This is a genomic window from Aequoribacter fuscus (assembly GCF_009910365.1).
Lineage (GTDB): Bacteria > Pseudomonadota > Gammaproteobacteria > Pseudomonadales > Halieaceae > Aequoribacter > Aequoribacter fuscus.
Genome location: NZ_CP036423.1, coordinates 1,502,440 through 1,527,274, shown reverse-complemented (window position 1 = coordinate 1,527,274; position 24,835 = coordinate 1,502,440). Strand labels below are relative to the sequence as shown.

Genomic DNA, 24,835 nt, shown 5'->3' with positions numbered 1-24,835 from the left:
TTACCCTTGGGGCTTACATTGAAGTCCACTTTCAAAAGCGACCCGACGTGAACATTGTCCCAATCCCAGCCTTTACTGACAACTACATTTGGTGTCTTCATTTAGACAGCCGTCGCGCTATTGTAGTCGATCCCGGCGACGCTGACGCAGTCCACACCTACCTCAGCGACAACGGCCTTGAGCTCGCTGGGATCCTAGTGACGCATCATCACTTTGATCACACGGGTGGTATTGAGGCGCTGACCAACGCCAGAAGTATACCGGTGATTGGTCCCCAAAACTCTCCCTTTGATGGGCTGACTCAGCGGGTGGGTGACCACAGCCAATTGATACTTGAATCGCTCGATATCCATGTACTCGCTGTGCCCGGACACACTTTAGACCACATCGCGTATTATTTGCCTGAACACAAGGCTTTGTTTTGCGGCGATACCCTGTTCAGCGGCGGCTGCGGACGCGTGTTTGAGGGGACATTCGAGCAAATGCGGAATTCCTTAGCGTCCTTGCGAGAACTGCCCGCGAGCACACGCGTTTACTGTGCCCATGAGTACACTGCGGCCAATTTACGGTTCGCGCTCGCGGTCGATCCAGCTAACCCCGCGCTGCAAGCGCGAGTGGCCGAAGTCTCTCGCCTGCGGGGACTCAACGAGCCCACGCTGCCCACGACGCTTGAGGAGGAATGTCGCAGCAACCCTTTCCTGAGATGGGACGCGCCAGCGATCATTCATAGCGCGCAGAACAAAGAGCCAGTGCACAATGCCGATGACGTGTTTCGTGTCATTCGCCAGTGGAAGGACGCATTTTGAGCGTTAATCTGAGACCTCTCACCACCATCGTGCTGTTGGGGGTACTGTGCGCCTGCACGACATTGCCACCAGAGCAAACAAGTAGCATCGCACCACCCCAGCCCGAAGTGAGAGCCGTACCGGCACCCCTCAATGTTGAGGTTACACCGATGCCGGCGGTCGACTTGTGGGATCGTATTCGGCGAGACCTCGTATGGTCCTACCCCGACCACCCAACAGTCATCGCGCAACGAGCGCATTATCTCAAGCAGACCGGCTTGTTTGATGCCCTGTCGGAACGTGCAAGTTGGTATTTACACTACATCGTTGAGCGAGTTGAAGAACGCGATCTTCCTATTGAGCTCGCCCTACTCCCCATTGTAGAAAGTACATTGCTGCCCCAGTCCATGTCGCATAGAAGCGCTGCGGGTCTCTGGCAGATTATGCCGCGAACAGGCAAACACCTAGGTTTGCAGCAAAACTGGTGGTATGACGGACGTCTGGACATCCGCGACTCGACCGAGGCGGCGCTAGATTACCTCGAGTCACTCAACGCCCGCTTTGACGGCGATTGGTTACTGGCGTTATCGGCCTACAACGCGGGGGAAACTCGCGTTAAACGCGCGCAGCGTGCCAACGCCAAGAAAGGGCTACCGACCGACTACTGGTCGTTGAAACTCCCCACCGAAACCAAACATTATCTACCTCGCTTGCTGGCGTTAGCGCAGATTATCAAAAACCCGCAGGCGCACGAGGTCACCCTCCCGCCCGTCCCAAACACACAATCGTTCACGGCGATAGCGGTCAACGGCCAAATAGAAGTGAGCAGTTTTGCCAAGCAGCTCAATGTAGATGAGTCGCTTATCCGACGATTTAATCCGGGCATCTTGCGGTGGGCTACCGACCCCAACGGTTCGCCCGAAATTTTGGTGCCAGTGGAGATCGCAGATCAGGCGCTGGCGCTGGCACAATCGCTACCCGACACACCTCGGACACAGTGGCATCGTTACACCATTCAGCCGGGCGACAGTCTGATTCGAATAGCAAAACGGTTTGATTTGGAGGTTGCGCTACTGCGTGCCGCGAACGACATTAAGGGCAGTTTCATCCGCGCTGGTGACACCCTGATGATTCCCACCGGAGGCGAGAGCACCCTGCTCGCTGACGGCCGGCGGGTCTACCGCGCCTCTATGCGTTACACCGTAAAACGCGGTGATTCTTTGTATAAGATTGCGGACCGCTTCCGTATCTCCATCTCCGACCTAGTTGCCTGGAACGCCATTGATCCAAAAGACTATCTTCGTCCGGGTCAGAGCCTTACGTTGTTTCCCTCAGAGTCGTAGCGTCGAATTGCACCAAACGCTGCGTGTGGGTCAAAAATAAAAATGCCTCGGGCGCTCTGCCCTCCATCTTAGAGATAATAGCAACGTAGATGTTCATCTGCGCCTGATACGTTTCCAGCATTCGCCGCTCAAAGTCCTGGGGCGTCTCTGACGGATCTGGCATAGTGGTTTTGTAATCAACAATGCGCAGCCTATCGTCCGATGTGGAGCGCAACAGCAAGTCGATGTAGTAGCTTTCGAACCCATCCGCCGCCCGCCTCGACACACTGTACTCTGGATACCGCTGCCATTGATCTCCAACGAATAGCCAATGGGCGCTGGGATTTCCCGCTGTGACCTGAATGACGCTGAGCGCCTGCTCAACACACTCGTCTGCCTTTGCGGCTGGATACCCCAAACTCACTGCCTCGTGAAACAAGCGACCACGCAGGTACGCATCGCAACGGGGCAGTTGCCCGGCTCTGATTGCCAACTCGAATGCTTTATGCACTAAAGACCCTTGCACCGCGCTCGATTCAAGCCAATCCTGTGCAACAACAAGATCGTGCTCAACACCAGTCAAACAACTATCAGGCAACGCGTCGTTTGTCGCTGGAACAAATCGAGCGATGCGCATTGGGCTAAGATTAGACCCTGCGCCGGAGATTTCCTCGGATGCCTCTGGTATCACGTGCCAACTACATTCGTGAGACGACAACTGCGTAACCTGCCCCAGCAGCGAACCTTTGGCAGGTCTGCAACGTTCCGGGTCCTGCTGCTTGTAGCTCGTCGTAATGTACAGCGTCCGTTTGGCGCGGGTCGCCGCCACGTAAAACAGACGCTTGAGTTCGTCGTTCAACGCGATTTTTTCCCGCTCGTGAAGCCAATTTCCGACACTCAAACCCGCAGTTTCGGCGCCCTTACTGCAACCCAGCAAAAACCCGTAGGACTGCGGCACTGGCAGCTCAGCCCACTCAAAAAGCTGGCGTGAAGACGATCGGCTACTGCGTCCCATACTGGGCAGCACAACATGATCAAATTCTAAGCCCTTCGATTTGTGCATGGTCATCACCGAGACTCGTGACGAGCGCTGGCTGGTAATCGTTTTTGATTCCAGAAGTTCGGTGATTTCCCACGGGGAATCGATCGTCCATGGGTTTTGTTCGAGCACCTCGAACAGGGTGTCTATCGCAACATGATCGCGATCACTGCTGTATATGGAGAAACCCGCTAAGCCCTCCCACAAAGTCTCAAGCCACAAGCGGACAGCTCTGCGTCCTCGGAACACAAAACCCCAGCGAATCACAGCATTAAAACGTGCCAAACAGCCCTGCAATTCAAGATCTTCAGAGTCTTGCTCTAGAGCGTGAAAACTTGAATGCCAATCACCCGTGTCCAAGCGCGCGTGTATCGTTTGCGCCTGATGTAACACTTCCAGCGATGCGCCTATCCACGGTGCACGCAAACAAGCCATGCTCGCCAAGGTATCACTCGGGTCCACGATGACTCGCAGCACATTCACAAAATCCGCGACGGCGACATTATCAGCGATCCTCTCAACGTCCGCTGCGTTATACGCGATGCCTGCGTCCTTCAGTGATTTCATGATCGGGGCTAACTGTGAGCGGGTTCGCCCCAGTACGGCGATCGTAGTGGACGCATCAGCCTCAAGCCAAGAACGAACCCGTTCAACAACAAACTCCGTTTCTCGAGCCGCGTTAGGGTCAGCAGCAAAGGCGTGCAGCTGAATATCTGTCTCGCCGCCCAGAACGGGCTCGGCCCTGTTCGCTGCCAAACGCTTTATCATCGGAGAACTGTGCGATGGTAGGTCCGCAAACACCTGATTAACCCACTGGACGATACCCCCCGTCGATCGGAAATTTCGACACAGATCCAAGCGCTCCAGACGCAAGCCATTAAAGCCCTCTTCTATTGCACGCACGAATAAATCGACTTGAGCCCCTCTAAACCGATAAATCGACTGCATGGCGTCACCGACAACAAACAAGGTTTTTGGCGACTCAGGTGTTATCTGATTGTGTTCAAACCAGCCCCGAGTCAGCCTCCGAATCAGTTCAAACTGATGCGTTGACGTATCTTGAAACTCATCCACTAACAGGTGCTGAATACTGTAATCAAGTTTCAAGGCTAAATCAGTCGGGTTCTCGTCATCGCCCAGGGCTTCCAGCGCTGCGCTTGCAATCTGCGTGAAGTCCACCTCACCCCGCTGTTGGCACTGCCACCAAAACGACGCTAACAGATGGGGAAGTATCGCGACAATGCTCGTGACGATCTGCCAATTCTGGTCATCATCCAGCGCTTCGGGCATCAGCGCGACGCCCTCAAACACGATCGGAGAAAGAGCAGCTCGAATTTCTGCACTTACCACGCTATGCAATTCTTTTTGCTCTGATTTTGGTGGGAACCCCTCTTTCACCGTGACACTTTTACGCCATTCCCCGCCTTGCGTGAGCAAAAACGCAGCAACACGTCGCCACGATCCGATAGCACTTGGCGAGTGCAAGGGCAAAAAATCAGAGGTTTCTTCAAGACCCAACAGATTGAGGATTTCTTGCAGCTGCGCACGCCACGGCGCCAGGTCGGCGTTGAGTTGAGTAACACGTCGCTGACACTCCAATTCCCATGTCTCACGCATATAGTCCAGTGCATCCTGTTCGCGTTGACCCGGGAATAACGCGAGTTGCCACTGATCGCGCTTCGTTAGCAGCTCAGACAGCCAATCGATCGCTGAGTCCCAGCGATTGCCCAGTGCCGCAAGAATAGGCGGCAGATGCTCACGTATCTGGGGCTCACTACTTTGCAACAAATCGAGTACCGCGGCACGGTATAGGTCCGCGACCGGCTCGGCGGGTGTCATCACCCCACCCATCCGACTCGCCAGCGGCATTTGGCGTACTAGCGACGCACAAAAGGAGTCGATGGTCATAAACTGCAGTCGTTCGAGCTGCTCAGGCAATGACCAGCCACGCTCGCTCGCGTTACTTAACGCATGTTTGGCAAGCTCCAAGGAAACACGTTCGTATTCTGGGACTTCCGACAGTTGTTTTACTTGCGCAAGTTCAAACACCTCAGCCATGCGCGCTCGCATTTCAGCTGCCGCTTTGCGCGTGAAGGTAATCGCTACGATCTGCTCAGGATGCGAGACGCGCGCCAACAAAGCCAGCATCCTCTGCACCAACAAACTGGTTTTACCAGAACCCGCCGGTGCAACCACGCAACAGCTGGCGGTTGGGTCTATCGCTCTATCGCGTTGAACCTGATCACTCATCAGTGCCTTCCTCTTCGTCGTCAGACAGCTGGACCCGGCATATTGCGGCGAAGTCACAGTATCGACAGGCTCTCGCCGAGGGAAGGACAGAAGCCTCGCCCACCTCTAATTCATCGATCAAATCGAGTAAAGCTCGCTCCCAGAGCGTTTTCTGCTCGCCCCAATTCTCGATCACTTTGACACCTTTGCCGAACCCCTGTTGGCCTGCACCCACAAGCTTTGCTGGTTTTGTCGAGGAAATTTGTCCGTAAGCGATACCTTTGACGTGCTCACCCAGCGCCAACGCATACAGCGGCAATTGGGCTTGCTCTAAGCGACCGCCGAACCAGGTGCTGGTGCTCGGCGCGGTGCTTTTGTAGTCTATGATCACAGAATAGTCATCCGCTAGCGCATCGAGTCGATCCAGTCGAAACGAGAACGTCCATCCCTTCAAGTTCAACTCAGCTTTGCGTTCATGCTCAAGCACATTAAAGGGTACTCTTTGCGATTCCAACTCCAACCAGAGGCGAATCGCCGTTTCCAATCGAAGCTGCTCCGCCTCAAGCGCGAGATCAGGCAGCAACACCTGACGAGCCCTACTGATACTTTTTAAGGCCTCTGCCACTGCGGGAGCGATGTCTGCTGGATTCACTTGCTCAAGACGGTTTTTACCCCGCCACAGCAGTTCCATCGACTTGTGTAATACCAGCCCCTGCTCTTTTGCACTCAAACCGTCCTCGAGACTGGCCTCCTCGGGAATATCGAGACGATAACGACTGTAGGCCTGCATCGGGCACAGCGCGTGCATACCCAAACGATAGGCTCCGCCCTTCAAATCACCCTGCGGCGTGGTCAGAGTCAAGCCGCGTGACTCGAGCATCATCGACCAAACGCCCGGTATGACTGGGCGGTCTAGCTCAGCGACGACAGGGAAGCTCTGCTCTAGCTGACTTAATAGTGGCGTTACCGCGACTTTACTCTCGTCGGCGAGAGCTACATAGCTAAAATAAAGAGACTGGCTACGCGCTGCCATGCCTTCAAGCAAGCTCTTCGCTAACTGATATTCTTGATCCTCATCAGCGCGGGGCATCTTGTATTGACGCTGCAGGTGTTTAGGTAAAAACGGGGACAAGGCGATTCGTTCCGGAAAATGCCCAGCCACAGCATCCGTGACGATAAGCCGGTCGAAACACAAGCCAGCCGCCTCCAAGGTCCCCAGCACTTGAATATTTTGATCGGGTGTTTCAGGTTGGAACACACTGTTTGTCAGGCTTGATTCCAATAGCGTCAGCGCATCGCTTGCGGCCCATTTTGGCCTCAACCCATCCCAGCTGACCAGATCTCGAAGCGTGCGCTGCCAAAGCTTAAACGCTTGGTATTCAACACTATCGAGACCCCGCTTGCCCGGCCAGCCCGCAGCCTGGAGAGACTGCTCCCAGTGTCTGACGTGCTCCAAGCATGTCGCGTCTTTTGAATCTACGCGGCTTGTAAGCAACCACCTAGAAAGCGCCGAGTCCGGGACTTCTTTTGACAGTTGCTCCAAAATTAGCAGCAATTCAGAGTGTCCAAGCTTCGCAGGAGCGAGATCGTAAAGCGCCTCGCGCAGCGCCCTAAATTCATGGTGCGAAACGCACAACGAGAGGTAAGGCGAGCGCGCTAGAGCCAGCAGTTCGGGAGGCCTCAGTCGACCCAGAGAAAGCTTCAAAACACTGGCAGCAGCATCGATAAGGGGAACTTGGGAGGCAGCCATACCGGCGGAGAAATTCACGGGCAGGCTTGTGTAGTCGCTGTGTTCTAGCCCAAATGCTTGGCGCAGATGATATTCCAGTCTCTGGCGATGAGTATTCAAATCTGGAACCACGATGCCCAAGCGCTCGCCCTGCTTGCTTTCATAATGCGCTTTCGCCCAAGCCGCGACCCACCGAAGCTGTTCATCAGCATCTTGGAACGCACAAACTGACGTCTTCGCAGCATCGATACTCGGCGGTAAGACTGATCGTACAAACCGTACCCGTTCGCTAACACGCTCACAAGCCGCCCGCTGCAGCGGTGTTAGCGTATCAAAATCGACCATGATCACATCGGCGGCAAGTTTACAGTGGCACGACGCAAGTGCCTGCCACTGTTGGGCTTGTGTCACCCAGCCGTGCTTAATGATGTCGTGCTCAAAGCTCTGCAACCATTCATAAAAGGTCGCGCTGTCAGGGTCTGCAGCCATGGCGCTCGCAAAACTCTGATCTGCTCGCAGCTGGTAGTGATAGATCAATTCGTAGGTCTTATAGCTCTCTAGCGCCAAAGCTTTGGGGTTCAACCAACCCGTCACGTGATCATCGGGCATGCGGCCGCGAATTATTGACTCCCACAAATACTGAGCTTGCTGAGGCTTCAAGCAAGGTGCGAGACGACCCTCATCGAGCCAGCGCTCAAATACGCGATTGAGCGACATGACCGAAATCTTAGCCCAAGCTTCCAAGCCCTGATCAGCCTGAAACGTGTCGTAAGCGTGGCTGATCGCGCGAGCCAAGCGCTCATTGGGTGTCACAATAATGGAATTTGCACTTACGAAAGGCAGTAACACATCAATGTCATACAGTGGCTTTAACATCTATTCGCCTCGACACGGACGCCAGACTACCCTTTGGTGCTGTAAATCGGTAGAATTCGCGCCCTTAATACATCAAAGAGTGCACCTCTGTGTACACCGGGTTTGTTTCATGAAAAAAATTGCCATTCAAGATATCAATATCGAATCACAAAGTCTTCTGATTACACCACAGGATCTTAAAAAATCCGTGCCCGCGTCAGAGGCGGCTTATGCACAAGTTGCCGAGTCTCGCCAGGTCATTAGAGATATACTCGATGGCAAAGACCAACGCCTATTCGTCGTCGTTGGGCCCTGCTCGATCCATGACACCAAAGCGGCTTTAGACTACGCAACACGCCTCAAGGCGCTATCGGATGAGGTATCCGATACACTTTACATTGTTATGCGTGTGTATTTCGAAAAGCCGCGCACTACAGTGGGCTGGAAAGGTTTAATCAACGACCCGTATTTGGACGACTCTTTTGCTATAGAAGATGGATTAAAAATTGGTCGTAAGTTGTTGTTAGATATACTGGAGTCTGGTCTACCCACAGCAACAGAGGCACTCGACCCAATCTCGCCGCAGTATCTGCAGGACTTAATTTCTTGGTCGGCCATTGGTGCTCGCACAACCGAATCCCAGACCCACCGAGAAATGGCCAGTGGTCTCAGCAGCCCTGTAGGCTTCAAAAATGGTACCGACGGCGGTATCGAGGTCGCCACCAATGCCATCAAGTCTGCCGCAAAACCTCACCGTTTTCTCGGTCTGTCGGGCGACGGTCGCGTGTCTGTCATTACCACCTCGGGCAACCCCTACGCCCACGTAGTACTGCGCGGCGGGAGTGACGGCCCAAACTACGACTCGGTGCATGTTGCTTTGGTAGAGCAAGCCCTAGAGAAGGCTGGATTGCCACGCAACATTATGATCGACTGCAGTCATGCGAATTCCAGCAAAAAACCGGAACTGCAACCCTTAGTACTCGAAAACATTGGCCACCAGATTGCAGATGGCAACCAATCGATCACGGGACTGATGATCGAGAGTCACATCAAAGCCGGCAACCAGAGTATGCCCGAAGACTTAAGTCAACTGGAATACGGTGTATCGATTACCGACGGCTGCATCGATTGGGAAACGACCGAGACAGCTCTGCTCAATCTGCGCGAAATGATCAAAAGCACCCTCCCTGGCCGTCGATCAGCGAACTAAAAAAAACGGGGCGACTCATGTCGCCCCGTCTTCGAGTATTCGCTTAATAATCAATAGTAAGCCTGAGAACGATCCGAGTGGTCTGTCACGTCGCGAACGCCCCGGAGTTCGGGCACTTGCTCCAAAAGACTTTTTTCAACACCGCCCTTTAACGTCTGGTCGACCATACCACAGCCTTGGCAACCGCCACCGAATTGTAAAATCGCTATTTGGTCCTCTGTGATTTCGACAAGCGACACCTCGCCGCCGTGCGCGGCCAACGCAGGATTCACCTCGTTGTACAAAATGTAGTTGATACGGTCCTCAATAGGGCTGTCATCGCTTACCCTGGGCAGTTTGGCATTGGGAGCTTTGATGGTGAGCTGGCCGCCCATACGGTCTTTGTTGTAATCGACCAGTGCGTCTTCCAAAAAAGGCACGCTACGACTTTCAACGAAAGCGGTAATCGGACCAAAACGCTGCTCTTCATCGCCCTCCTTGATGTCGTCTTCGCGGCAGTAGGCAATGCAGGTCTCGGCTTTAGGCGTGCCGGGTTGATTAATGAAAACGCGAACGCCTAATACGCCGTCTTGCTTAGAGAGCAACTCGGCAAGGTAATTCTGGGCCGATTCAGTGATCGTAAACATACAGCTGGTTATCCTTAGCAAATTACTCAGGTATTTTAACAAGAAGCCCGATAGAATTGGAACAAAACTTGTTGCGTCGGGCTAAATATTGCGATTCGACCGTCCATCATACAGCCAAATCTGGTAGACTCCGCGCCGTATCATTAGACGAGTTCGACATGCCTATTCAACGCCCTACTCTAGAACAAGCCTTACAAGAACGCATCCTGATCATCGATGGCGCTATGGGTACGATGATTCAAGGTTACAAGCTCGCAGAGTCCGACTATCGAGGCTCACGCTTCGCTGACTTCAACGGTGACCTAAAAGGCAATAACGACCTACTTTGCCTGACGCGTCCCGATCTTATTATCGACATTCACAAGGCGTTTCTTGAAGCGGGCGCGGATCTCATCGAAACCAACAGTTTCAATTCCACCGCGGTAGCCCAAAGCGACTACGGGCTAGAGTCTTTGGCCGACGAACTCAATCGTGCGGCGGCGCGACTTGCTCGCGAAGCTGCGGACCATTATAGCGCCCTCACACCCGACAAGCCGCGCTATGTCGCTGGAATTCTTGGGCCGACACCCCGCACCGCTTCTATTTCGCCCGATGTTAACGACCCCGGTGCTCGAAATATCGATTACGACAGTTTAGTGCAAGATTACCGTGTCGCTGCTGTCGCACTGCTCGAGGAAGGCGTCGATATCATTATGATCGAGACGATCTTTGACACCTTAAATGCCAAAGCCGCATTGTTTGCGGTAGAGGCCGCCTTTGGCGTGACCGGCATCAAACGGCCTATCATGCTCTCGGTCACGTTCCCCGACACGAGCGGACGCATTTTATCGGGACAAACCGCCGAGGCCTTTTGGAATTCTATAGCACATGCCAAACCTTTAATTGTCGGCACGAATTGCGGTCGACGGTTTAAAGAAGTACGTCCTTATGTCGAAGCCCTAGCCAACGCCGCGGATTGCTATTTCAGCGGTCATTTCAATGCCGGTCTTCCCAACGCGTTCGGCGAATATGATGAAACGCCCGAAGACATGTTTGCTGACCTTCAAGATTTTGCTCAGCGTGGGTTTTTGAATCTGGTTGGCGGGTGCTGTGGTACTCGTCCCGAGCACATCAAAGCAATCGCCGAGGCGGTTGGCTCAGCCAAACCTAGAGAGCTGCCAAAACTCGAGCCCGGTTGCTATTTAAGTGGACTTGAACCGTTCAACATTACGGCGGAGTCTCTGTTTGTCAACGTTGGCGAGCGGTGTAACGTCACCGGCTCGGCAGCGTTTAAGCGTCTTATTATCAACGAGCAATATGAAGATGCTCTGGCTGTAGCGCGAACCCAAGTCGAAGACGGAGCCCAAATTATCGACATCAACATGGATGAGGGCATGCTCGACGCTCAAAAAGCCATGGTAACCTTTTTGAATTTGGCCGCATCCGAGCCCGAAATCAGCCGAGTCCCCTTCATGCTTGACTCATCTCGCTGGGACGCCATCGAAGCGGGCCTGAAATGTGTTCAGGGAAAATGCATCGTCAACTCAATCAGTCTGAAAGAAGGTGTTGCTGAGTTCCTAGAGAAAGCCCGTTTGTGTCAGCGCTTTGGTGCCGCTGTTGTGGTAATGGCATTTGACGAAGATGGGCAGGCAGACACGTTTGAGCGCAAGACGGAAATCTGTCAGCGGTCCTATACCCTCTTGACCGAGGAGCTGGGCTTCAATCCAAACGACATCATTTTTGACCCCAATATCTTTGCAGTTGCAACGGGTATCGACGAGCACAACAACTACGCTGTCGATTTTATCGAGGCAACGCGCTGGATCAAACAAAACCTGCCGGGCGCCATGGTGTCTGGGGGCGTGAGTAACGTTTCGTTCTCGTTCCGGGGCAATAATCCTGTTCGTGAAGCTATCCACTCAGTCTTCTTGTACCACGCGATCAAAGCTGGGCTCGATATGGGAATCGTCAATGCTGGGCAACTGGCCGTCTACGACGAGTTGCCGGCCGCCCTCAAAGAAGCCGTCGAGGACGTTATCTTGAATCGACGAGACGATGCCACTGAGCGACTTCTGGATATCGCCGAAGAATATCGTGGTGATGGTGCAGCGACAAAAAAGGTCGAAGATCTAGAATGGCGCACATGGCCCGTTGCCAAACGTATCGAACACGCACTCGTCAAAGGTATTAATACTTACGTTATTGAGGATGCCGAAGAGGCACGTCAAGCTTTCAGCCGCCCCATCGAGGTGATCGAGGGACCCTTAATGGACGGTATGAATGTGGTGGGCGATTTGTTTGGCGAGGGCAAAATGTTTTTGCCGCAAGTCGTGAAAAGCGCACGAGTCATGAAGCAAGCTGTCGCTTACTTGCAGCCTTTTATTGAAGCGGAAAAAACCGAGGGTAGCGGCAGCAACGGCAAAATATTAATGGCTACCGTCAAAGGCGATGTGCACGATATTGGCAAAAATATTGTGGGTGTGGTTCTGCAGTGCAACAACTTCGAAGTCATTGACTTAGGTGTCATGGTGCATTGCGAAACCATTCTTCAAGCCGCCAGAGAGCACCAGGTCGACATTATCGGCTTGAGTGGGCTCATCACGCCCTCCTTAGATGAAATGGCTCACGTCGCCTCTGAAATGCAGAGGCAAGGCTTCAATATTCCTTTGATGATCGGTGGCGCCACGACATCAAAAGCGCACACCGCTGTTAAGATTGCACCTCAGTATCAAAACGATGTTGCGGTCTACGTTCCCGATGCTTCACGTAGCGTATCCGTGGCAACCGCCTTACTCGGCGAACAAAAGCCTTCTTTCCAGCGGAATCTCGCGCAGGAATACGAAACTGTACGAGAGCGTGTTGCTAACCGCCAGCCGCTAAAACCTGCGTTGACGTACTCGGAAGCACTGAGACGTCGTTTCCAACCGAATTGGGCTGAGTACGCACCGACCAAGCCAAGCTACCTTGGGACACAAGCCATAGAAGTCCCACTCGCAGATTTAGTGCCCTATATCGACTGGACGCCCTTCTTTTTGACTTGGGAGCTGGCCGGCAAATTCCCGGCCATACTGGACGATGAGATCGTCGGTGAACAAGCAACGTTGCTTTACCAAGACGCGCGAGCCATGCTGGAGCAAATGGTTCGAGAAGAATGGAGTACGGGCAAGGCCGTCGTGGGGTTTTGGCCAGCCTCAAGTCTGGGAGATGATATCGTCCTCTACACCGACGACACCCGGACACAAGTACAGGAGGTATTGCATCAAGTTCGGCAGCAGGCAAACCCGGGTGACGATAGCAAGCCGACCTACTCGCTCGCAGATTTTCTCCCACCTCAAGGCAATGATTTACACGACTATCTGGGCGGGTTTTGTGTGACGACCGGGCACGGCATTGATGAGCGAGCTAAAGCATACGAGGCCGACGGCGATGATTACAACAGCATTATGGTTAAGGCGCTAGCTGATCGATTGGCCGAGGCGCTCGCCGAGTATATGCATCAACACGTTCGCACGACACTGTGGGCCTATGCCCCGAATGAAGACCTAGACAATGCGCAGCTCATAAAAGAACAGTATCAAGGTATCCGGCCAGCGCCTGGCTATCCAGCCTGCCCTGATCACTCAGAGAAAGACACCCTATTTCGTTTACTTAAGGCAACAGAACTGTGCGGTGTTGAGTTAACAGACAGCTATGCGATGACGCCAACGGCGGCAGTCAGCGGCTATTATTTTGCCAACCCGGAAACGCGCTATTTCAATGTCGGCAAAATATCTCAAGAGCAAGTCGAAAGTTTGGCATTGCGTAAAAAAGAAAGTGTCGCCACAATTGAGCAATGGTTACGCCCCAACCTGGCTTATAAATAAGGAATGCACGTGACAGATCAGGAAAATACACCAGCACAGAAGGATAAAATGGGCTTGTGGGACATCGTAAGAAGCGTTTTTGCGGCAGGTTTAGGCGTGCAGAGTAGCAAAAATAGAGAGCGTGATTTCAACCAAGGAAGCGCTAAAGTTTTTTTCTTCGCTGGGCTTATATTTACGGTTATTTTTATCGGCGGTGTTTACGGTGTCGTGCAGATGGTTTTGGCTAGCGCTGGGCGCTAGCCAAACGCGCGGTATCAAGAAGGCATTCCTGACAGCCACATAAACAAAGCAAACACCACCAAACCGATGATCGCAGTCGCTGCTATTGCGTCAGCGCGCCCGTCCTCTTCTCTTTCCATATCAGACATCGTCTTCTCCATAAGTAACCATTAGAAGCGACATTATAGGGTTTTCAGCTATCACTGACTACTGCTACAAAACGGTTCTAAGCATAGAAAAAACTAAACTAATTCACCCGCTCAATTCTTTGCTAGAGTCCGCACCTCAGCTTATAAGTGGATATCGAGCATGTATCAATACGATCACTACGATCAAGCAATCGTTGACCAGCGGGTGGCGCAATTTAGAGATCAAACTCAGCGTTTCTTGAGCGGTGCACTCAGTGCTGAGGAATATCAACCCTTGCGATTACAAAATGGGCTGTACATTCAACGGCACGCCCCCATGCTGCGTATTGCCGTACCTTACGGGATGATCAGCAGTGATCAGCTGCGGGCAGTCGCAGAGATCACCCGCAAGTACGATCGCGGTTACGCACACATCAGTACGCGTCAGAACATACAAATTAACTGGCCTGAGTTAGAGCGAGTCCCCGACATATTGGCTGACCTTGCAAAAGTACAAATGCACGCCATTCAGACCAGTGGAAACTGCATTCGAAATATTACGACCGATCAATTCGCCGGTGTGATAGAGGGCGAACAGCTCGACCCCCGCCCTTACTGCGAAATCTTGCGCCAGTGGAGTACATTGCATCCCGAGTTCGCCTTTTTGCCGCGTAAGTTTAAGATCGCTATTTCCGCCAATGCCACCGATCGCGCAGCCATTTTGGCGCATGACGTCGGCATCGAGCTAAAGCGCTGTGATCAAGGCGTGGTCGCCGATATTTACGTCGGTGGTGGCTTGGGTCGGACCCCCATTATCGGCTCATTACTAAAGGCCAATCTCCCATCTGAAGACCTAATCAGCTATCTCGAGGCCGTCGTTCGCGTCTACAACCAGTTCGGGCGGCGTGACAACAAATACAAAGCGCGCATAAAGATCCTTGCTAAAGCGATGGGCGTCGAAGCATTCGGCGCCAAGGTTGACGCGCAATGGGCGTTAAAAAAGCAATCCGAGTTACAAATCACTGAGTCCGAGCTGGCGCGAGTGAGTTCGTATTTCTCAGCACCCGACTACCAATCCTTTGACACCCAGCTACCAGCAGAGCTGGAGGCACGACTGAACGAGAATCGTCTTTTCGCGCGTTGGTTCGAGAAAAACACCCTCGCACATCGCCAGCCAGGATATCGCATCGTCAACATCGCTCTGAAAAGTGCGGGTATAGCACCAGGCGACGTTACTCACATGCAGCTAGACGCACTTGCCGATCTGGCCGATCGCTACAGCTTTGGAGAATTGCGAACAACGCACCAACAAAACATCGTGCTTGCCGATGTCCCACAAAGACAACTCTACGAACTGTGGCAAGCACTGCAGGTACATGAGCTAGCCGCACCCGTGATCGGTACATTACACGATATGATCTGCTGCCCTGGAGGTGACTTTTGCTCTCTGGCAAACGCCAAATCAATACCCATTGCACAAGCCATTCAAGCACGGTTCGATGACCTCGACTACGTCTACGATTTAGGGCCGATTGAACTGAATATTAGCGGCTGTATGAACGCCTGCGGCCACCATCATATTGGCCATGTCGGCATTTTAGGTGTTGATAAAAAAGGGCGCGAATTCTACCAAGTGGCCCTTGGTGGCCGCCAAGGCCGTGACGCATCGATTGGCAGAATCCTCGGCCCCTCGTTTGGCGCGGAGGATATGCCCGATGTCATCGCAAAGATTTTGAATGTTTATGTCGAAGCGCGTTTAGACGAAGAGACCTTCCTGCAAACGTACGACCGAATTGGAATTGATCCATTTAAAGAGGCTGTCTATGCAACATCTCACTAACACCGCAACCCACGCTGACCCGTATCACTTCAGTGTGTTTGACCCCTCTGCAACAGAACCTCATGCAGCAGCACCCAACTTGACTGATTGGATTGCCGCAGACATCAAGCCCACTCGTGTGACTGTAGCTCCGGGCGAGGACTTTAGCGCCCTACTCACTCAACTCCACAAACTACAGGTCATCGAAATACAATTCCCCGTGTTTACAGACGGGCGCGGATTTTCAACCGCACGTGAGTTACGAGAACGAGGCTATACGGGCACCCTTCAAGCCACAGGCGCGTTCATTCTCGATCAAATCGAGTACCTCTCGCGGTGTGGCTTCAATGCGTTTGAATTTCAAAGCGAGCACCACGCAAAGGTGGCGCAACTTCGGCTGGCTCACTGCCAAGAGGTCTATCAGGGCGACGCCCGCCAGCCACTGCCTTTATTTCGAAGACGACCGAACTAGACTAGAGAAACCTTTTAAAGCCGTCTAAACTGGCGGCTCAGTCTTTTGACATCCGAGTTATGGACGCCCAGAGCTTAACGTTTTCGTTTTTTCTTATTTTTAGCGGGGCGGCGGTCCTAGCAACGATTGCCTTATACACACGACAACCGCTCATCATCGCTTACATCGTCTTGGGCGGACTTCTCGGGCCCTCCGGCTTTGAGCTGGTGAACGATTTAAGCTTACTCGAAGATATTGCCCATATTGGCATTATTTTCCTGCTCTTTTTGCTGGGTTTAGATATGCAACCCTCGGCCCTAATCGCCACGTTGAAAAAAAGCACGCCGGTCGCCATAGCAAGTTCCATCGCGTTCTTCGCCAGTTCAGCCTTCTTAGCAAGTCTGTTTGGCTTTGAACTAACAGAAGCCGCCGTTATTGGCGCAGCCATGATGTTTTCATCAACCATCATCGGCATCAAATTGCTCCCCACCACGGTTTTACATCATCGGCACATTGGTGAAATGATGATTGGCCTTTTACTACTGCAAGATATCATCGCCATTATGGTACTCATCGCGCTGAACGCGATAGGCGGTAGCGCCGAGGAAGGCCAACTAGCCAGCGCGATCCTCAGACCAACCCTAGGCTTACCGCTACTGATTGGTGCCTGTTACGCCTGTGTCCGTTGGCTGGTATTGCCGCTCCTGGCTCGCTTCGACCGCTTCCAAGAGTACTTGTTTTTGATGGCGATTGGCTGGTGTCTCGGGGTTGCCGAGCTATCGTCCGCTATTGGCCTCAGTGCTGAGATTGGGGCGTTTGTCGCGGGGGTTACTGTGGCGACGAGTCCTATCTCACAATTTATCGCCATTAGCTTAAAACCCTTGCGCGATTTCTTTTTGGTCCTGTTTTTCTTCTCGGTGGGTGCCCGCTTAGAAATTGCAGCACTTCCTGATGTCATGGGCGCAGTGCTGGTATTGAGTGCGGGTGTATTACTGTTTAAGCCTCTCGTTTACCGTATTTTACTAGGGAGCGTGAGCGAGAAAAAATCCTTAGCCTGGAACATGGGCTTTCGGTTGGGACAAGCCAGCGAGTTTTCTTTGCTTATTGGCTACGTGGCACTCGCGCAGGGCCTGCTCTCTGTAGAGGGCGCCGTTGTCATTCAGGCGGTCAGTATCCTGACCTTGCTGGTGTCATCCTACATCGTAATATTGAACTTCCCTACCCCGATTGCAATATCTGACGAGTTGCGACGAGACTAAAAAAAAACCCAGCCTCTGGCTGGGTTTTAGTGAACTTGCTAGACCTTAAATGGCAGCTTCGAGTTCAGGCAAGGCTGTAAACAAGTCCGCCACAAGACCATAGTCCGCAACCTGGAAAATAGGTGCATCTTCGTCCTTGTTAATAGCGACGATGACTTTCGAGTCTTTCATACCCGCTAGGTGCTGAATCGCGCCAGAGATACCCACTGCAATGTAAAGATCCGGCGCGACGATTTTACCCGTTTGACCGACCTGCATGTCGTTCGGTACAAAGCCTGCGTCAACCGCTGCACGAGACGCACCAATGGCGGCACCCAGCTTATCGGCAATACCATCTAACAGCTGGAAGTTTTCGCCATTCTGCATGCCACGACCACCCGAGATAACAACCGATGCGGCAGTGAGTTCCGGACGATCAGACACCGCGACTTCTTCACCCACGAAGCTCGATATACCGGCGTCATGAACGCTGGCTACCGCTTCAACGGAAGCGCTACCACCCTCTGCAGGCGCAGCGTCGAACGATGTGCCACGTACCGTGATCACTTTTTTCGCATCTGACGACTGCACTGTCGCAATCACGTTACCTGCGTAAATTGGACGCTTGAACGTGTCTGACGATTCCACCGACATGATTTCAGAAATCTGTGCAACGTCTAGCAGGGCGGCCACTCGCGGCATAATGTTCTTTGCCGAGGTCGTCGCCGCAGCAATGATGTTGTCATAACCGGCCGCGAGCTCTGCAACCAGCAAACTGACGTTTTCCGCAAGCTGATTTGCGTAAGCCGCATTATCCGCGACCAATACTTTATTGACACCCGCTACCGCTGCGGCTTGCTCAGCTGCCGCACCGCAGTTTGCACCTGCGATTAGAACAGCAACGTCGCCACCCAGTTGGGTCGCGGCAGTGACGGCAGACAAGGTCGCTGCCTTGAGAGTATCGTTATCGTGTTCTGCTAAAATTAAGGTACTCATGCTATCACCTTCGCTTCATTTTTCAGCTTATCAACAAGGGTTGCGACGTCTTCTACTTTAATGCCCGCCTGACGTTCGGCTGGTGGCTCGACCTTGACCTGAGTGACATGCGTCGTCACTGCAACACCTAAATCGTCGGCAGTCAGGACGTCTAGTGGCTTTTTCTTCGCCTTCATAATGTTAGGCAAAGAAGCGTAGCGAGGCTCATTCAAGCGCAAATCGGTAGTGACAATCGCAGGCAAAGCCAGCTTAACGGTTTGCAAACCACCATCGATCTCGCGAGTCACTGTGACGCTGTCACCATCAACTTTCACTTCAGACGCAAACGTACCTTGTGCCATATTGGTCAAAGCGCCCAACATCTGGCCAGTTTGGTTATTGTCACCGTCAATCGACTGCTTGCCCAAAATAACCAACTGAGGCGCTTCTTTCTCGACCACGCCTTTCAACAGTTTAGCGACGACCAATGGCTCGACAACGCCATCCACCTCAACTTGAATAGCACGGTCTGCGCCTAAAGCCAGTGCTGTACGCAACTGCTCTTGGCAAGCTTTGGGACCGACAGAAACTGCGACGACTTCGGTGGCTACGCCCGCTTCTTTCAGGCGAACCGCTTCTTCTACCGCAATTTCACAGAATGGATTAATCGCCATCTTGACATTGTTCAAATCTACATCTGAACCGTCTGCTTTGGCGCGCACTTTAACGTTGTAGTCGACAACGCGTTTAACCGCGACAAGAACCTTCATGGATTCTCCAATATTTGCTCGTTCAATAAATGCCACAGCACATGGCCATGGCGGCGTATCGGGCGGCTAGAATGCCGCTAAGGGCCGCAAAGGTCAACCACCTGGGACCCTATGTGTCGTAAAATGCAACTAAATAGACGATGTACATCAACCTCTAAGTCGATATAATCGAACTTCGAGTATGTTAATGCATTTACAACAAAAAAACACTTCCGATACCCAAGCGTAAGAGGACAGGATATGGAACGCGAATCTATGGAATTTGATGTCGTCATCGTTGGTGCTGGCCCCAGTGGTCTGAGCGCAGCGTGCCGCATTATGCAGTTAGCCCAGGAGTCTGAGCAAGAAATTACTGTGTGTGTCGTAGAAAAGGGGTCGGAAGTTGGTGCCCACATTTTATCGGGCGCCGTCTTAGAACCTCGCGCACTCGATGAGTTATTCCCAGATTGGCAATCTATGGGGGCACCCGTTAACAGCAAGGTAACAGAAGACACCTTCTACTTTTACACCAGCCAGCAGTCTGCCATAAAACTTCCAGGATTCGCGATTCCGAAACCCACTCACAACGATGGCAACTACATCGTTTCTATGGGCAATGTCTGTCGCTGGCTAGCAGAACAAGCCGAAGGACTCGGGGTCGAAATTTACCCCGGCTTCACCGCGGCAGAAATCCTTTACCACGAAGACGGCAGTGTAAAGGGTATCGCCACTGGTGAGATGGGAGTTTCCGCCGAAGGAGAACAAAAAGACAGTTTCGTGCCCAGTATGGAGCTTCACGCCAAATATACCTTGTTCGCAGAAGGCTGCAGAGGACACTTAGGCAAACAGCTGATCGAACAATTTAACCTCAGTGAAGGTAAAGATCCGCAACACTACGGCATAGGTATTAAAGAAATCTGGGAAATCCCAGCCGACCAGCACGAAGAAGGTAAAGTCATTCACGGTATCGGCTGGCCCTTATCGGAAAGCGGCTCAAGCGGCGGCGCATTTTTGTATCATGCCGATAACAACCAAGTGTACATCGGCTTGATCACCGACCTGAGCTATAGCAACCCGCACGTAAGTCCATACGAAGAGTTTCAGCGCTGGAAGCACCATCCAGAGACGGCCAAATACCTGCAGGGCGGCACCCGAATTGCTTACGGCGCGCGCGCAATTGCCAAAGGCGGCTTGAATAGCCTACCCAAAATGCACTTCCCAGGCGGCCTGATTATTGGCTGCGATGCTGGCACCTTGAACTCGGTCAAGATCAAAGGCAACCACACCGCCATGAAGAGTGGCATGATAGCTGCCGAAACCATCGTAGCAGCACTACAAACCGAGTCGCCAGCGAGCGACTTGGTCGATTTCGAGACTGCCATGAAGAACTCGTGGCTACATGAAGAGCTGTATACGACGCGCAACTTTAGCGGGTTTATGCACAAGTTTGGCAGTCTGATTGGAGCCGCGTTCGTTTGGATTGATCAATCCATCTTCGGCGGCAAACTCCCGTTTACGGTCCACGACACGACGCCTGATCACGCAGCGCTCAAGCCGGCGGCCCAATGCAAGAAAATCACCTATCCCAAGCCAGATAATACCCTGAGCTTCGATCGTTTGAGTTCGGTGTTCTTGTCGAACACGAATCATGAAGAAGACCAACCCTGCCACTTGCGACTCAAAGACTCGACTATTCCACTCGCGCAAAATCTGCCGATGTACGACGAGCCAGCGCAGCGCTACTGTCCCGCGGGCGTTTACGAAATTGTCGAGGACTCCGATGGCAAACGCTTTCAGATCAACGCTCAAAACTGTGTTCATTGCAAAACGTGCGATATCAAGGATCCCGCGCAGAACATCACTTGGGTAACGCCTGAGGGCTTTGGCGGACCGAACTACCCCAACATGTAGACATGTCAGTTCCGCCTGTCAACTCAGGCGGAACACGTCCCCCGCACTGGCAAGATACAAACCCTGGTCATCACTCTGAACCCATTCGCACAACTGATACCATGCAGGTCGTTCCAGCTTGGCCGTTATACCGTGATCTAGCTGCACAAAAGCCCCTTCATCATTCGGGCACAAGCACATTGGGTACTTGGACGATACGGCATAGCGGACACCGTTATTCGCAACGACGACAATACACTGTGAGCCCTCATCCGCACCCTGCTCTACCGCGATAATTCTAAGGGGATGCTCCTCGACTAGAATGCGCCACTTTTCGTAAGGTGTGAGTAAGTAGTAATGCCCATCTGCTTCACGCCTCAGGATACGCGCAAACAGTGCAACCAAAGAGGCACGCTCGATTGGCCTGCCCTCGTGGAACCACCTGCCTTGAGAGTCGATGCGAATATCGATGTCACCCGACAGGTCGGGAGACCAACGATCAAGGGGCGGCAGGGTCTCGCTGCCCAGCTGCCCTTCAATGCGTTGATAGAAGTCGCTCATTGCTAAGTGCGTGGAGGCCCAATCAATCGGACGTTCACTACGCCTTCTATTGACTGAATCCGAGCAAGCGTCGACTCATCAGGACAGGTTTCGACGTCAATCAAGTTGTATGCCAACTCGCCGCGACTTTTGTTGAGCATGTCGGCGACATTAATATCAGCATCAGCCAAGACCGATAGCACACTCCCCAGAATTTTAGGCACATTGTTATTGGTTACCGAAATACGGCAACCCGCAGTACGTTCAAGGCTCAGCGATGGAAAGTTGACTGAGTTTTTAATATTGCCGTTTTCCAGGAAGTCTTTAAGCTGCTCGGCGGCCATGATGGCACAGTTATCTTCAGCCTCATCGGTAGACGCGCCGATGTGTGGCATCAGAATAACGTCGGTTCGACCAATAAGTGCAGGGGTCGGGAAATCTGCAATATACGCCGCTAGATTGCCACTTTCTAAAGCCGCAATCAAAGACTCTTCGTGCACAATCTCTTGTCGTGCAAAATTAAGCAATTTGGTACCCGGTTTGACTGCGCCAAGCAGCTCGGCATTCACTAAATCTCGAGTAGAATCCAACACAGGCAAATGCAAGGTAATAAAGTCGCTGCGTGCGAATAAGCTCGACAAATTCTCAGCCCGCTGCACCTGACTGCTCAAACGCCACGCAGCTTCAACCGACAGCGCTGGATCATAGCCAATAACGTTCATACCTAGCTGCAAGGCCATATCGGCAACCAAAGACCCAATCGCGCCCAGTCCAACAACACCCAGTGTACGGCCCTGTATTTCTGACCCTTTGAACTGCTTTTTCTGTGCTTCGAGCAAGGTGTTCAGTGCGGCTTTGTCATTGTGGTCCGTTAGGGTATTGACCCACTGAACTCCCTCGACAATGCCTCTTGAACCCAACAGCAAACCTGCCGCAACGAGCTCTTTAACGGCATTGGCATTAGCGCCTGGAGAGTTGAATACCGGAATGCCTTTAGACGAGCAGTAGTCGATGGGGATATTGTTGGTACCCGCCCCTGCACGGCCAATAGCCAGCACAGATGGTGCGATCTCAGTCGGCTGCAATTTGTGGCTGCGCAACAAAATCGCGTCTGGTGCACTAAATTCACTAGCGATTTCGTAACTGTCACGCGGTAGGCGGTCTAAGCCCTTAACGGAAATAGCGTTTAGGGTTAACAATTTAAAAGGCATAAAGCCAGATCCTCACTTTACTGATAAATTTCGATATCGGCATTGTCGCGAAGCGTCTCTGACAGACCTCGCTGCAATGCGGTTTGCAGTCCGCGCAATTGGCGGCTCTTCATCGCCGCAAACAGGGTTTCAGGCAGAGCTTCTTCGTCACCGGCCTGCACGGCGAAAACTTCGTATAAAAGAGCATCACCGTTGTCGCCCACCGCAAAGTTTCGTCTGGGCAAACCAGTGGACGACTCAGCAAAGATATTGGCTTGCCATTGCCGTGGGATGTCTGCACTGCCGCGTCGAGACTGCAGCGCAACCTGCCACTCGAGGTTGTGCTCTTGCGCTATATCCTCGATGGTACGACCGCCCGCCAACTGATCCAGCAGCTCATTACCAAATGCGCGCAATGCTTCCTCTTCTGCCTGTGCAGTAAGGACACTCACAATTCGATCGCTCACTTGCTCAATTGATTGTGGTGCAGCTGGCTGATGCTCGACAAGCTTCAGAGCGACAAACGCATTCTCAGATACTTCAATCACTTCGCTCCAGCCCTCCTCGATCACCAGATCGGAAAAGGCCGCCGCGATGACGCGATCGTCACCCAGCACACCCTGCCCACCACGGCGCGTTATGGGCCCCGATCGGACAACGTCTAAACCAAGAGTTTGCGCGGGCTCTCGTAAGTCTGTTGCAGTGTAAGTTAAGTCCTTCAAGGCTTCGACTTGTGACACCAAACGTCGCTGAGCATCTGCTTGGCTTAGACTCGCCTCCAGTTCCGAACGCATTTCCATAAAACTCGGAGGTTCAGAGGAGCGGCGATCAGTCACTGTAATCAAGTGCGTACCCGCATCCGTAAGTACAGGGCCCGACACTTCATTAATGTCTAACCCTTTGATGGCTTCCTCCATCTCGGCTGGAAATACGTCTCCGGCGGTGTATCCAAGATCACCACCGTCACTGCTTGAGCCAATATCATCGGACAAACGCTCTGCCACGACGCTAAACGCTTCGCCGTCGGTTAGCGCTGTTTGTGCCGATTGTATCCGCTGCGCGTACGCTTCATCGGCTTCGTCATCCCCTTGTATCAACAGAATGTGTGATACGCGTGCTTCATCCTGGTAGGCATAGCTCGAAATTTCTTGCTCATAGGCTGCCCTGAGATCTGCCTCAGCAACTGGCTCTACAAAATCATCGGCGCGCAATGTGATGTAATCAAGCACCACTGCCTCTTCCGAAACGAACTGAGCCGCATTCGAGTCATAGTAGGCTTGGATCTGATCTTGGGTTATTTCGACGGTATTCTGAAAACGATCCCCGGCAACTTTGGCATAGCGCACACTCCGTGTCTCGCCATTGACTCGCGCTAACGCCCGGGCTTCGGCGCCAGTCACGAACTCGGAGGCCAACAAGCCACCATTGAGCTGCTTGACTATTTCGTCAACTCGCAGAGCCTCGCGGAAGGTTAACGGCGTAAATCCCGCTGCTGCTAGCGATTGCTTGTAGAGCTCAGCAGAAAATTTACCGTCTATCTGAAAGGCTGGGATTGCCGCAACTTGAGCACCTAGTTGCACATCAGATGCGGTCAAACCGAGAGACTCAGCCCATTGCTGCTGAAGTTTATTACCGACAAGCCCCTCCAATGCCCGAGCAGACAGCTGCGCATCGTCGATTAGACTGGGATCGAAGTTTTCTCCCAACATGGCCGCAATTTGCTGTTTCTGACGGTTTGCGGCCTGTTGCACTTCCACCGCGCGTATTTTATCGCCGTTGACAAGGGCAACAGAGTCATCACTACCACCGAGCAGGATGGACTCTACGCCAAACAGCGCAAAGGATAGGACGATCAACCCCACAATTACTTTAAAAACAGGGCCTTGCGTACTATTTCTGATATCTTGAAGCATGACTTTTTGATCCGATTAGCAAAAAAAAGCGCACTTGTAAGTGCGCTTTCATCTAAAAACTTACAAGCTTGGCGCACACGTCGCTG

The 24,835-nt window shown here is 52.6% G+C and carries 18 protein-coding genes; 9 read left to right on the top strand and 9 right to left on the bottom strand.

The window, feature by feature from the left end; translation table 11 throughout:
* Positions 1 to 47: 47 nt before the first annotated feature.
* A complete protein-coding gene (gene gloB / locus EYZ66_RS06845; protein ID WP_009575418.1) occupies positions 48 to 806 on the top strand; it encodes a hydroxyacylglutathione hydrolase in 759 nt (252 codons plus the stop codon).
* Complete coding sequence (locus EYZ66_RS06840; protein WP_139042556.1) at positions 803 to 2,128, top strand: LysM peptidoglycan-binding domain-containing protein; 1,326 nt, start codon at positions 803 to 805, stop codon at positions 2,126 to 2,128. Before gloB ends, EYZ66_RS06840 begins: the two co-directional genes overlap by 4 nt.
* Here the strand turns inward: EYZ66_RS06840 and EYZ66_RS06835 are convergent.
* Together EYZ66_RS06835 and EYZ66_RS06830 are read right to left on the bottom strand one after the other, a co-directional pair.
* Complete coding sequence (locus EYZ66_RS06835; protein ID WP_160195629.1) at positions 2,103 to 5,396, bottom strand: UvrD-helicase domain-containing protein; 3,294 nt, start codon at positions 5,394 to 5,396, stop codon at positions 2,103 to 2,105. The two genes, EYZ66_RS06840 and EYZ66_RS06835, sit on opposite strands and share 26 nt — an antisense overlap.
* Positions 5,389 to 7,980: a PD-(D/E)XK nuclease family protein gene (locus EYZ66_RS06830; protein WP_009575422.1), complete on the bottom strand. Its 2,592-nt coding sequence runs from the start codon at positions 7,978 to 7,980 to the stop codon at positions 5,389 to 5,391. Before EYZ66_RS06830 ends, EYZ66_RS06835 begins: the two co-directional genes overlap by 8 nt.
* Before the next feature lie 109 nt (positions 7,981 to 8,089).
* Here EYZ66_RS06830 and EYZ66_RS06825 point away from each other — a divergent pair, with 109 nt between their 5' ends.
* Positions 8,090 to 9,169, top strand: a complete 1,080-nt coding sequence (locus EYZ66_RS06825; RefSeq protein WP_160195628.1) for a 3-deoxy-7-phosphoheptulonate synthase — start codon at positions 8,090 to 8,092, stop codon at positions 9,167 to 9,169.
* A gap of 50 nt (positions 9,170 to 9,219) precedes the next feature.
* Here the strand turns inward: EYZ66_RS06825 and nfuA are convergent, their stop codons facing one another.
* Entirely contained in the window at positions 9,220 to 9,795 is a 576-nt protein-coding gene (nfuA, locus tag EYZ66_RS06820; RefSeq protein ID WP_009575424.1) for a Fe-S biogenesis protein NfuA, read from the bottom strand.
* Between the two features lie 158 nt (positions 9,796 to 9,953).
* On the opposite strand from nfuA, the gene metH reads away from it, so the two are divergent.
* Positions 9,954 to 13,637 carry a methionine synthase gene (metH, locus tag EYZ66_RS06815; protein ID WP_009575425.1) on the top strand — a complete coding sequence of 1,228 codons (3,684 nt, stop codon included), beginning with the start codon at positions 9,954 to 9,956 and terminating at the stop codon, positions 13,635 to 13,637.
* Positions 13,638 to 13,646: 9 nt separating this feature from the next.
* Positions 13,647 to 13,877, top strand: a complete 231-nt coding sequence (locus EYZ66_RS06810) for a DUF2970 domain-containing protein (protein ID WP_235714717.1) — start codon at positions 13,647 to 13,649, stop codon at positions 13,875 to 13,877.
* Positions 13,878 to 13,891: 14 nt separating this feature from the next.
* On the opposite strand, the gene EYZ66_RS14200 is transcribed toward EYZ66_RS06810, so the two are convergent.
* Positions 13,892 to 14,005, bottom strand: coding sequence for a hypothetical protein (locus EYZ66_RS14200; protein WP_009575427.1), 114 nt, complete (start codon positions 14,003 to 14,005; stop codon positions 13,892 to 13,894).
* Positions 14,006 to 14,165: 160 nt separating this feature from the next.
* Between EYZ66_RS14200 and EYZ66_RS06805 the strand changes: the two genes are divergently transcribed.
* The 3 genes from EYZ66_RS06805 to EYZ66_RS06795 are packed head-to-tail and all read left to right on the top strand — an operon-like array spanning position 14,166 to position 17,513.
* A complete protein-coding gene (locus tag EYZ66_RS06805; protein WP_009575428.1) occupies positions 14,166 to 15,824 on the top strand; it encodes a nitrite/sulfite reductase in 1,659 nt (552 codons plus the stop codon).
* Positions 15,808 to 16,275 (top strand): DUF934 domain-containing protein, encoded by a 468-nt coding sequence (locus tag EYZ66_RS06800; protein ID WP_009575429.1) that lies wholly within the window; start codon positions 15,808 to 15,810, stop codon positions 16,273 to 16,275. The genes EYZ66_RS06805 and EYZ66_RS06800 overlap by 17 nt, the downstream gene beginning before the upstream one ends.
* A 59-nt stretch (positions 16,276 to 16,334) precedes the next feature.
* Positions 16,335 to 17,513 carry a cation:proton antiporter domain-containing protein gene (locus EYZ66_RS06795; protein WP_009575430.1) on the top strand — a complete coding sequence of 393 codons (1,179 nt, stop codon included), beginning with the start codon at positions 16,335 to 16,337 and terminating at the stop codon, positions 17,511 to 17,513.
* Between the two features lie 45 nt (positions 17,514 to 17,558).
* Here EYZ66_RS06795 and EYZ66_RS06790 read toward each other — a convergent pair whose 3' ends face one another.
* Positions 17,559 to 18,488 carry an electron transfer flavoprotein subunit alpha/FixB family protein gene (locus EYZ66_RS06790; RefSeq protein ID WP_009575431.1) on the bottom strand — a complete coding sequence of 310 codons (930 nt, stop codon included), beginning with the start codon at positions 18,486 to 18,488 and terminating at the stop codon, positions 17,559 to 17,561.
* Positions 18,485 to 19,237 carry an electron transfer flavoprotein subunit beta/FixA family protein gene (locus tag EYZ66_RS06785; RefSeq protein WP_009575432.1) on the bottom strand — a complete coding sequence of 251 codons (753 nt, stop codon included), beginning with the start codon at positions 19,235 to 19,237 and terminating at the stop codon, positions 18,485 to 18,487. The genes EYZ66_RS06790 and EYZ66_RS06785 overlap by 4 nt, the downstream gene beginning before the upstream one ends.
* A gap of 240 nt (positions 19,238 to 19,477) precedes the next feature.
* Between EYZ66_RS06785 and EYZ66_RS06780 the strand changes: the two genes are divergently transcribed.
* Positions 19,478 to 21,127, top strand: a complete 1,650-nt coding sequence (locus EYZ66_RS06780) for an electron transfer flavoprotein-ubiquinone oxidoreductase (RefSeq protein ID WP_009575433.1) — start codon at positions 19,478 to 19,480, stop codon at positions 21,125 to 21,127.
* An 18-nt stretch (positions 21,128 to 21,145) separates the two neighbouring features.
* On the opposite strand, the gene EYZ66_RS06775 is transcribed toward EYZ66_RS06780, so the two are convergent.
* From EYZ66_RS06775 to EYZ66_RS06765, 3 genes are read right to left on the bottom strand one after another with little or no spacing between them, the layout of a single operon-like run.
* A complete protein-coding gene (locus EYZ66_RS06775) occupies positions 21,146 to 21,667 on the bottom strand; it encodes a DUF1285 domain-containing protein (RefSeq protein WP_009575434.1) in 522 nt (173 codons plus the stop codon).
* A gap of 2 nt (positions 21,668 to 21,669) precedes the next feature.
* Entirely contained in the window at positions 21,670 to 22,857 is a 1,188-nt protein-coding gene (locus EYZ66_RS06770; protein ID WP_009575435.1) for a phosphoglycerate dehydrogenase, read from the bottom strand.
* A 17-nt stretch (positions 22,858 to 22,874) separates the two neighbouring features.
* Positions 22,875 to 24,749, bottom strand: a complete 1,875-nt coding sequence (locus EYZ66_RS06765; RefSeq protein WP_009575436.1) for a SurA N-terminal domain-containing protein — start codon at positions 24,747 to 24,749, stop codon at positions 22,875 to 22,877.
* Positions 24,750 to 24,835 lie beyond the last annotated feature (86 nt).

Coding starts and splice junctions, on each gene's coding strand:
- metH (WP_009575425.1), top strand. CDS start 9,954: ATGCCTATTCAACGCCCTACTCTAGAACAAGCCTTACAAGAACGCATC.
- EYZ66_RS06770 (WP_009575435.1), bottom strand. CDS start 22,857: ATGCCTTTTAAATTGTTAACCCTAAACGCTATTTCCGTTAAGGGCTTA.
- EYZ66_RS06795 (WP_009575430.1), top strand. CDS start 16,335: ATGGACGCCCAGAGCTTAACGTTTTCGTTTTTTCTTATTTTTAGCGGG.
- nfuA (WP_009575424.1), bottom strand. CDS start 9,795: ATGTTTACGATCACTGAATCGGCCCAGAATTACCTTGCCGAGTTGCTC.
- EYZ66_RS06830 (WP_009575422.1), bottom strand. CDS start 7,980: ATGTTAAAGCCACTGTATGACATTGATGTGTTACTGCCTTTCGTAAGT.
- EYZ66_RS06825 (WP_160195628.1), top strand. CDS start 8,090: ATGAAAAAAATTGCCATTCAAGATATCAATATCGAATCACAAAGTCTT.
- EYZ66_RS06800 (WP_009575429.1), top strand. CDS start 15,808: ATGCAACATCTCACTAACACCGCAACCCACGCTGACCCGTATCACTTC.
- EYZ66_RS06805 (WP_009575428.1), top strand. CDS start 14,166: ATGTATCAATACGATCACTACGATCAAGCAATCGTTGACCAGCGGGTG.
- EYZ66_RS06785 (WP_009575432.1), bottom strand. CDS start 19,237: ATGAAGGTTCTTGTCGCGGTTAAACGCGTTGTCGACTACAACGTTAAA.
- EYZ66_RS06775 (WP_009575434.1), bottom strand. CDS start 21,667: ATGAGCGACTTCTATCAACGCATTGAAGGGCAGCTGGGCAGCGAGACC.
- EYZ66_RS14200 (WP_009575427.1), bottom strand. CDS start 14,005: ATGTCTGATATGGAAAGAGAAGAGGACGGGCGCGCTGACGCAATAGCA.
- EYZ66_RS06765 (WP_009575436.1), bottom strand. CDS start 24,749: ATGCTTCAAGATATCAGAAATAGTACGCAAGGCCCTGTTTTTAAAGTA.
- EYZ66_RS06835 (WP_160195629.1), bottom strand. CDS start 5,396: ATGAGTGATCAGGTTCAACGCGATAGAGCGATAGACCCAACCGCCAGC.
- EYZ66_RS06790 (WP_009575431.1), bottom strand. CDS start 18,488: ATGAGTACCTTAATTTTAGCAGAACACGATAACGATACTCTCAAGGCA.
- EYZ66_RS06780 (WP_009575433.1), top strand. CDS start 19,478: ATGGAACGCGAATCTATGGAATTTGATGTCGTCATCGTTGGTGCTGGC.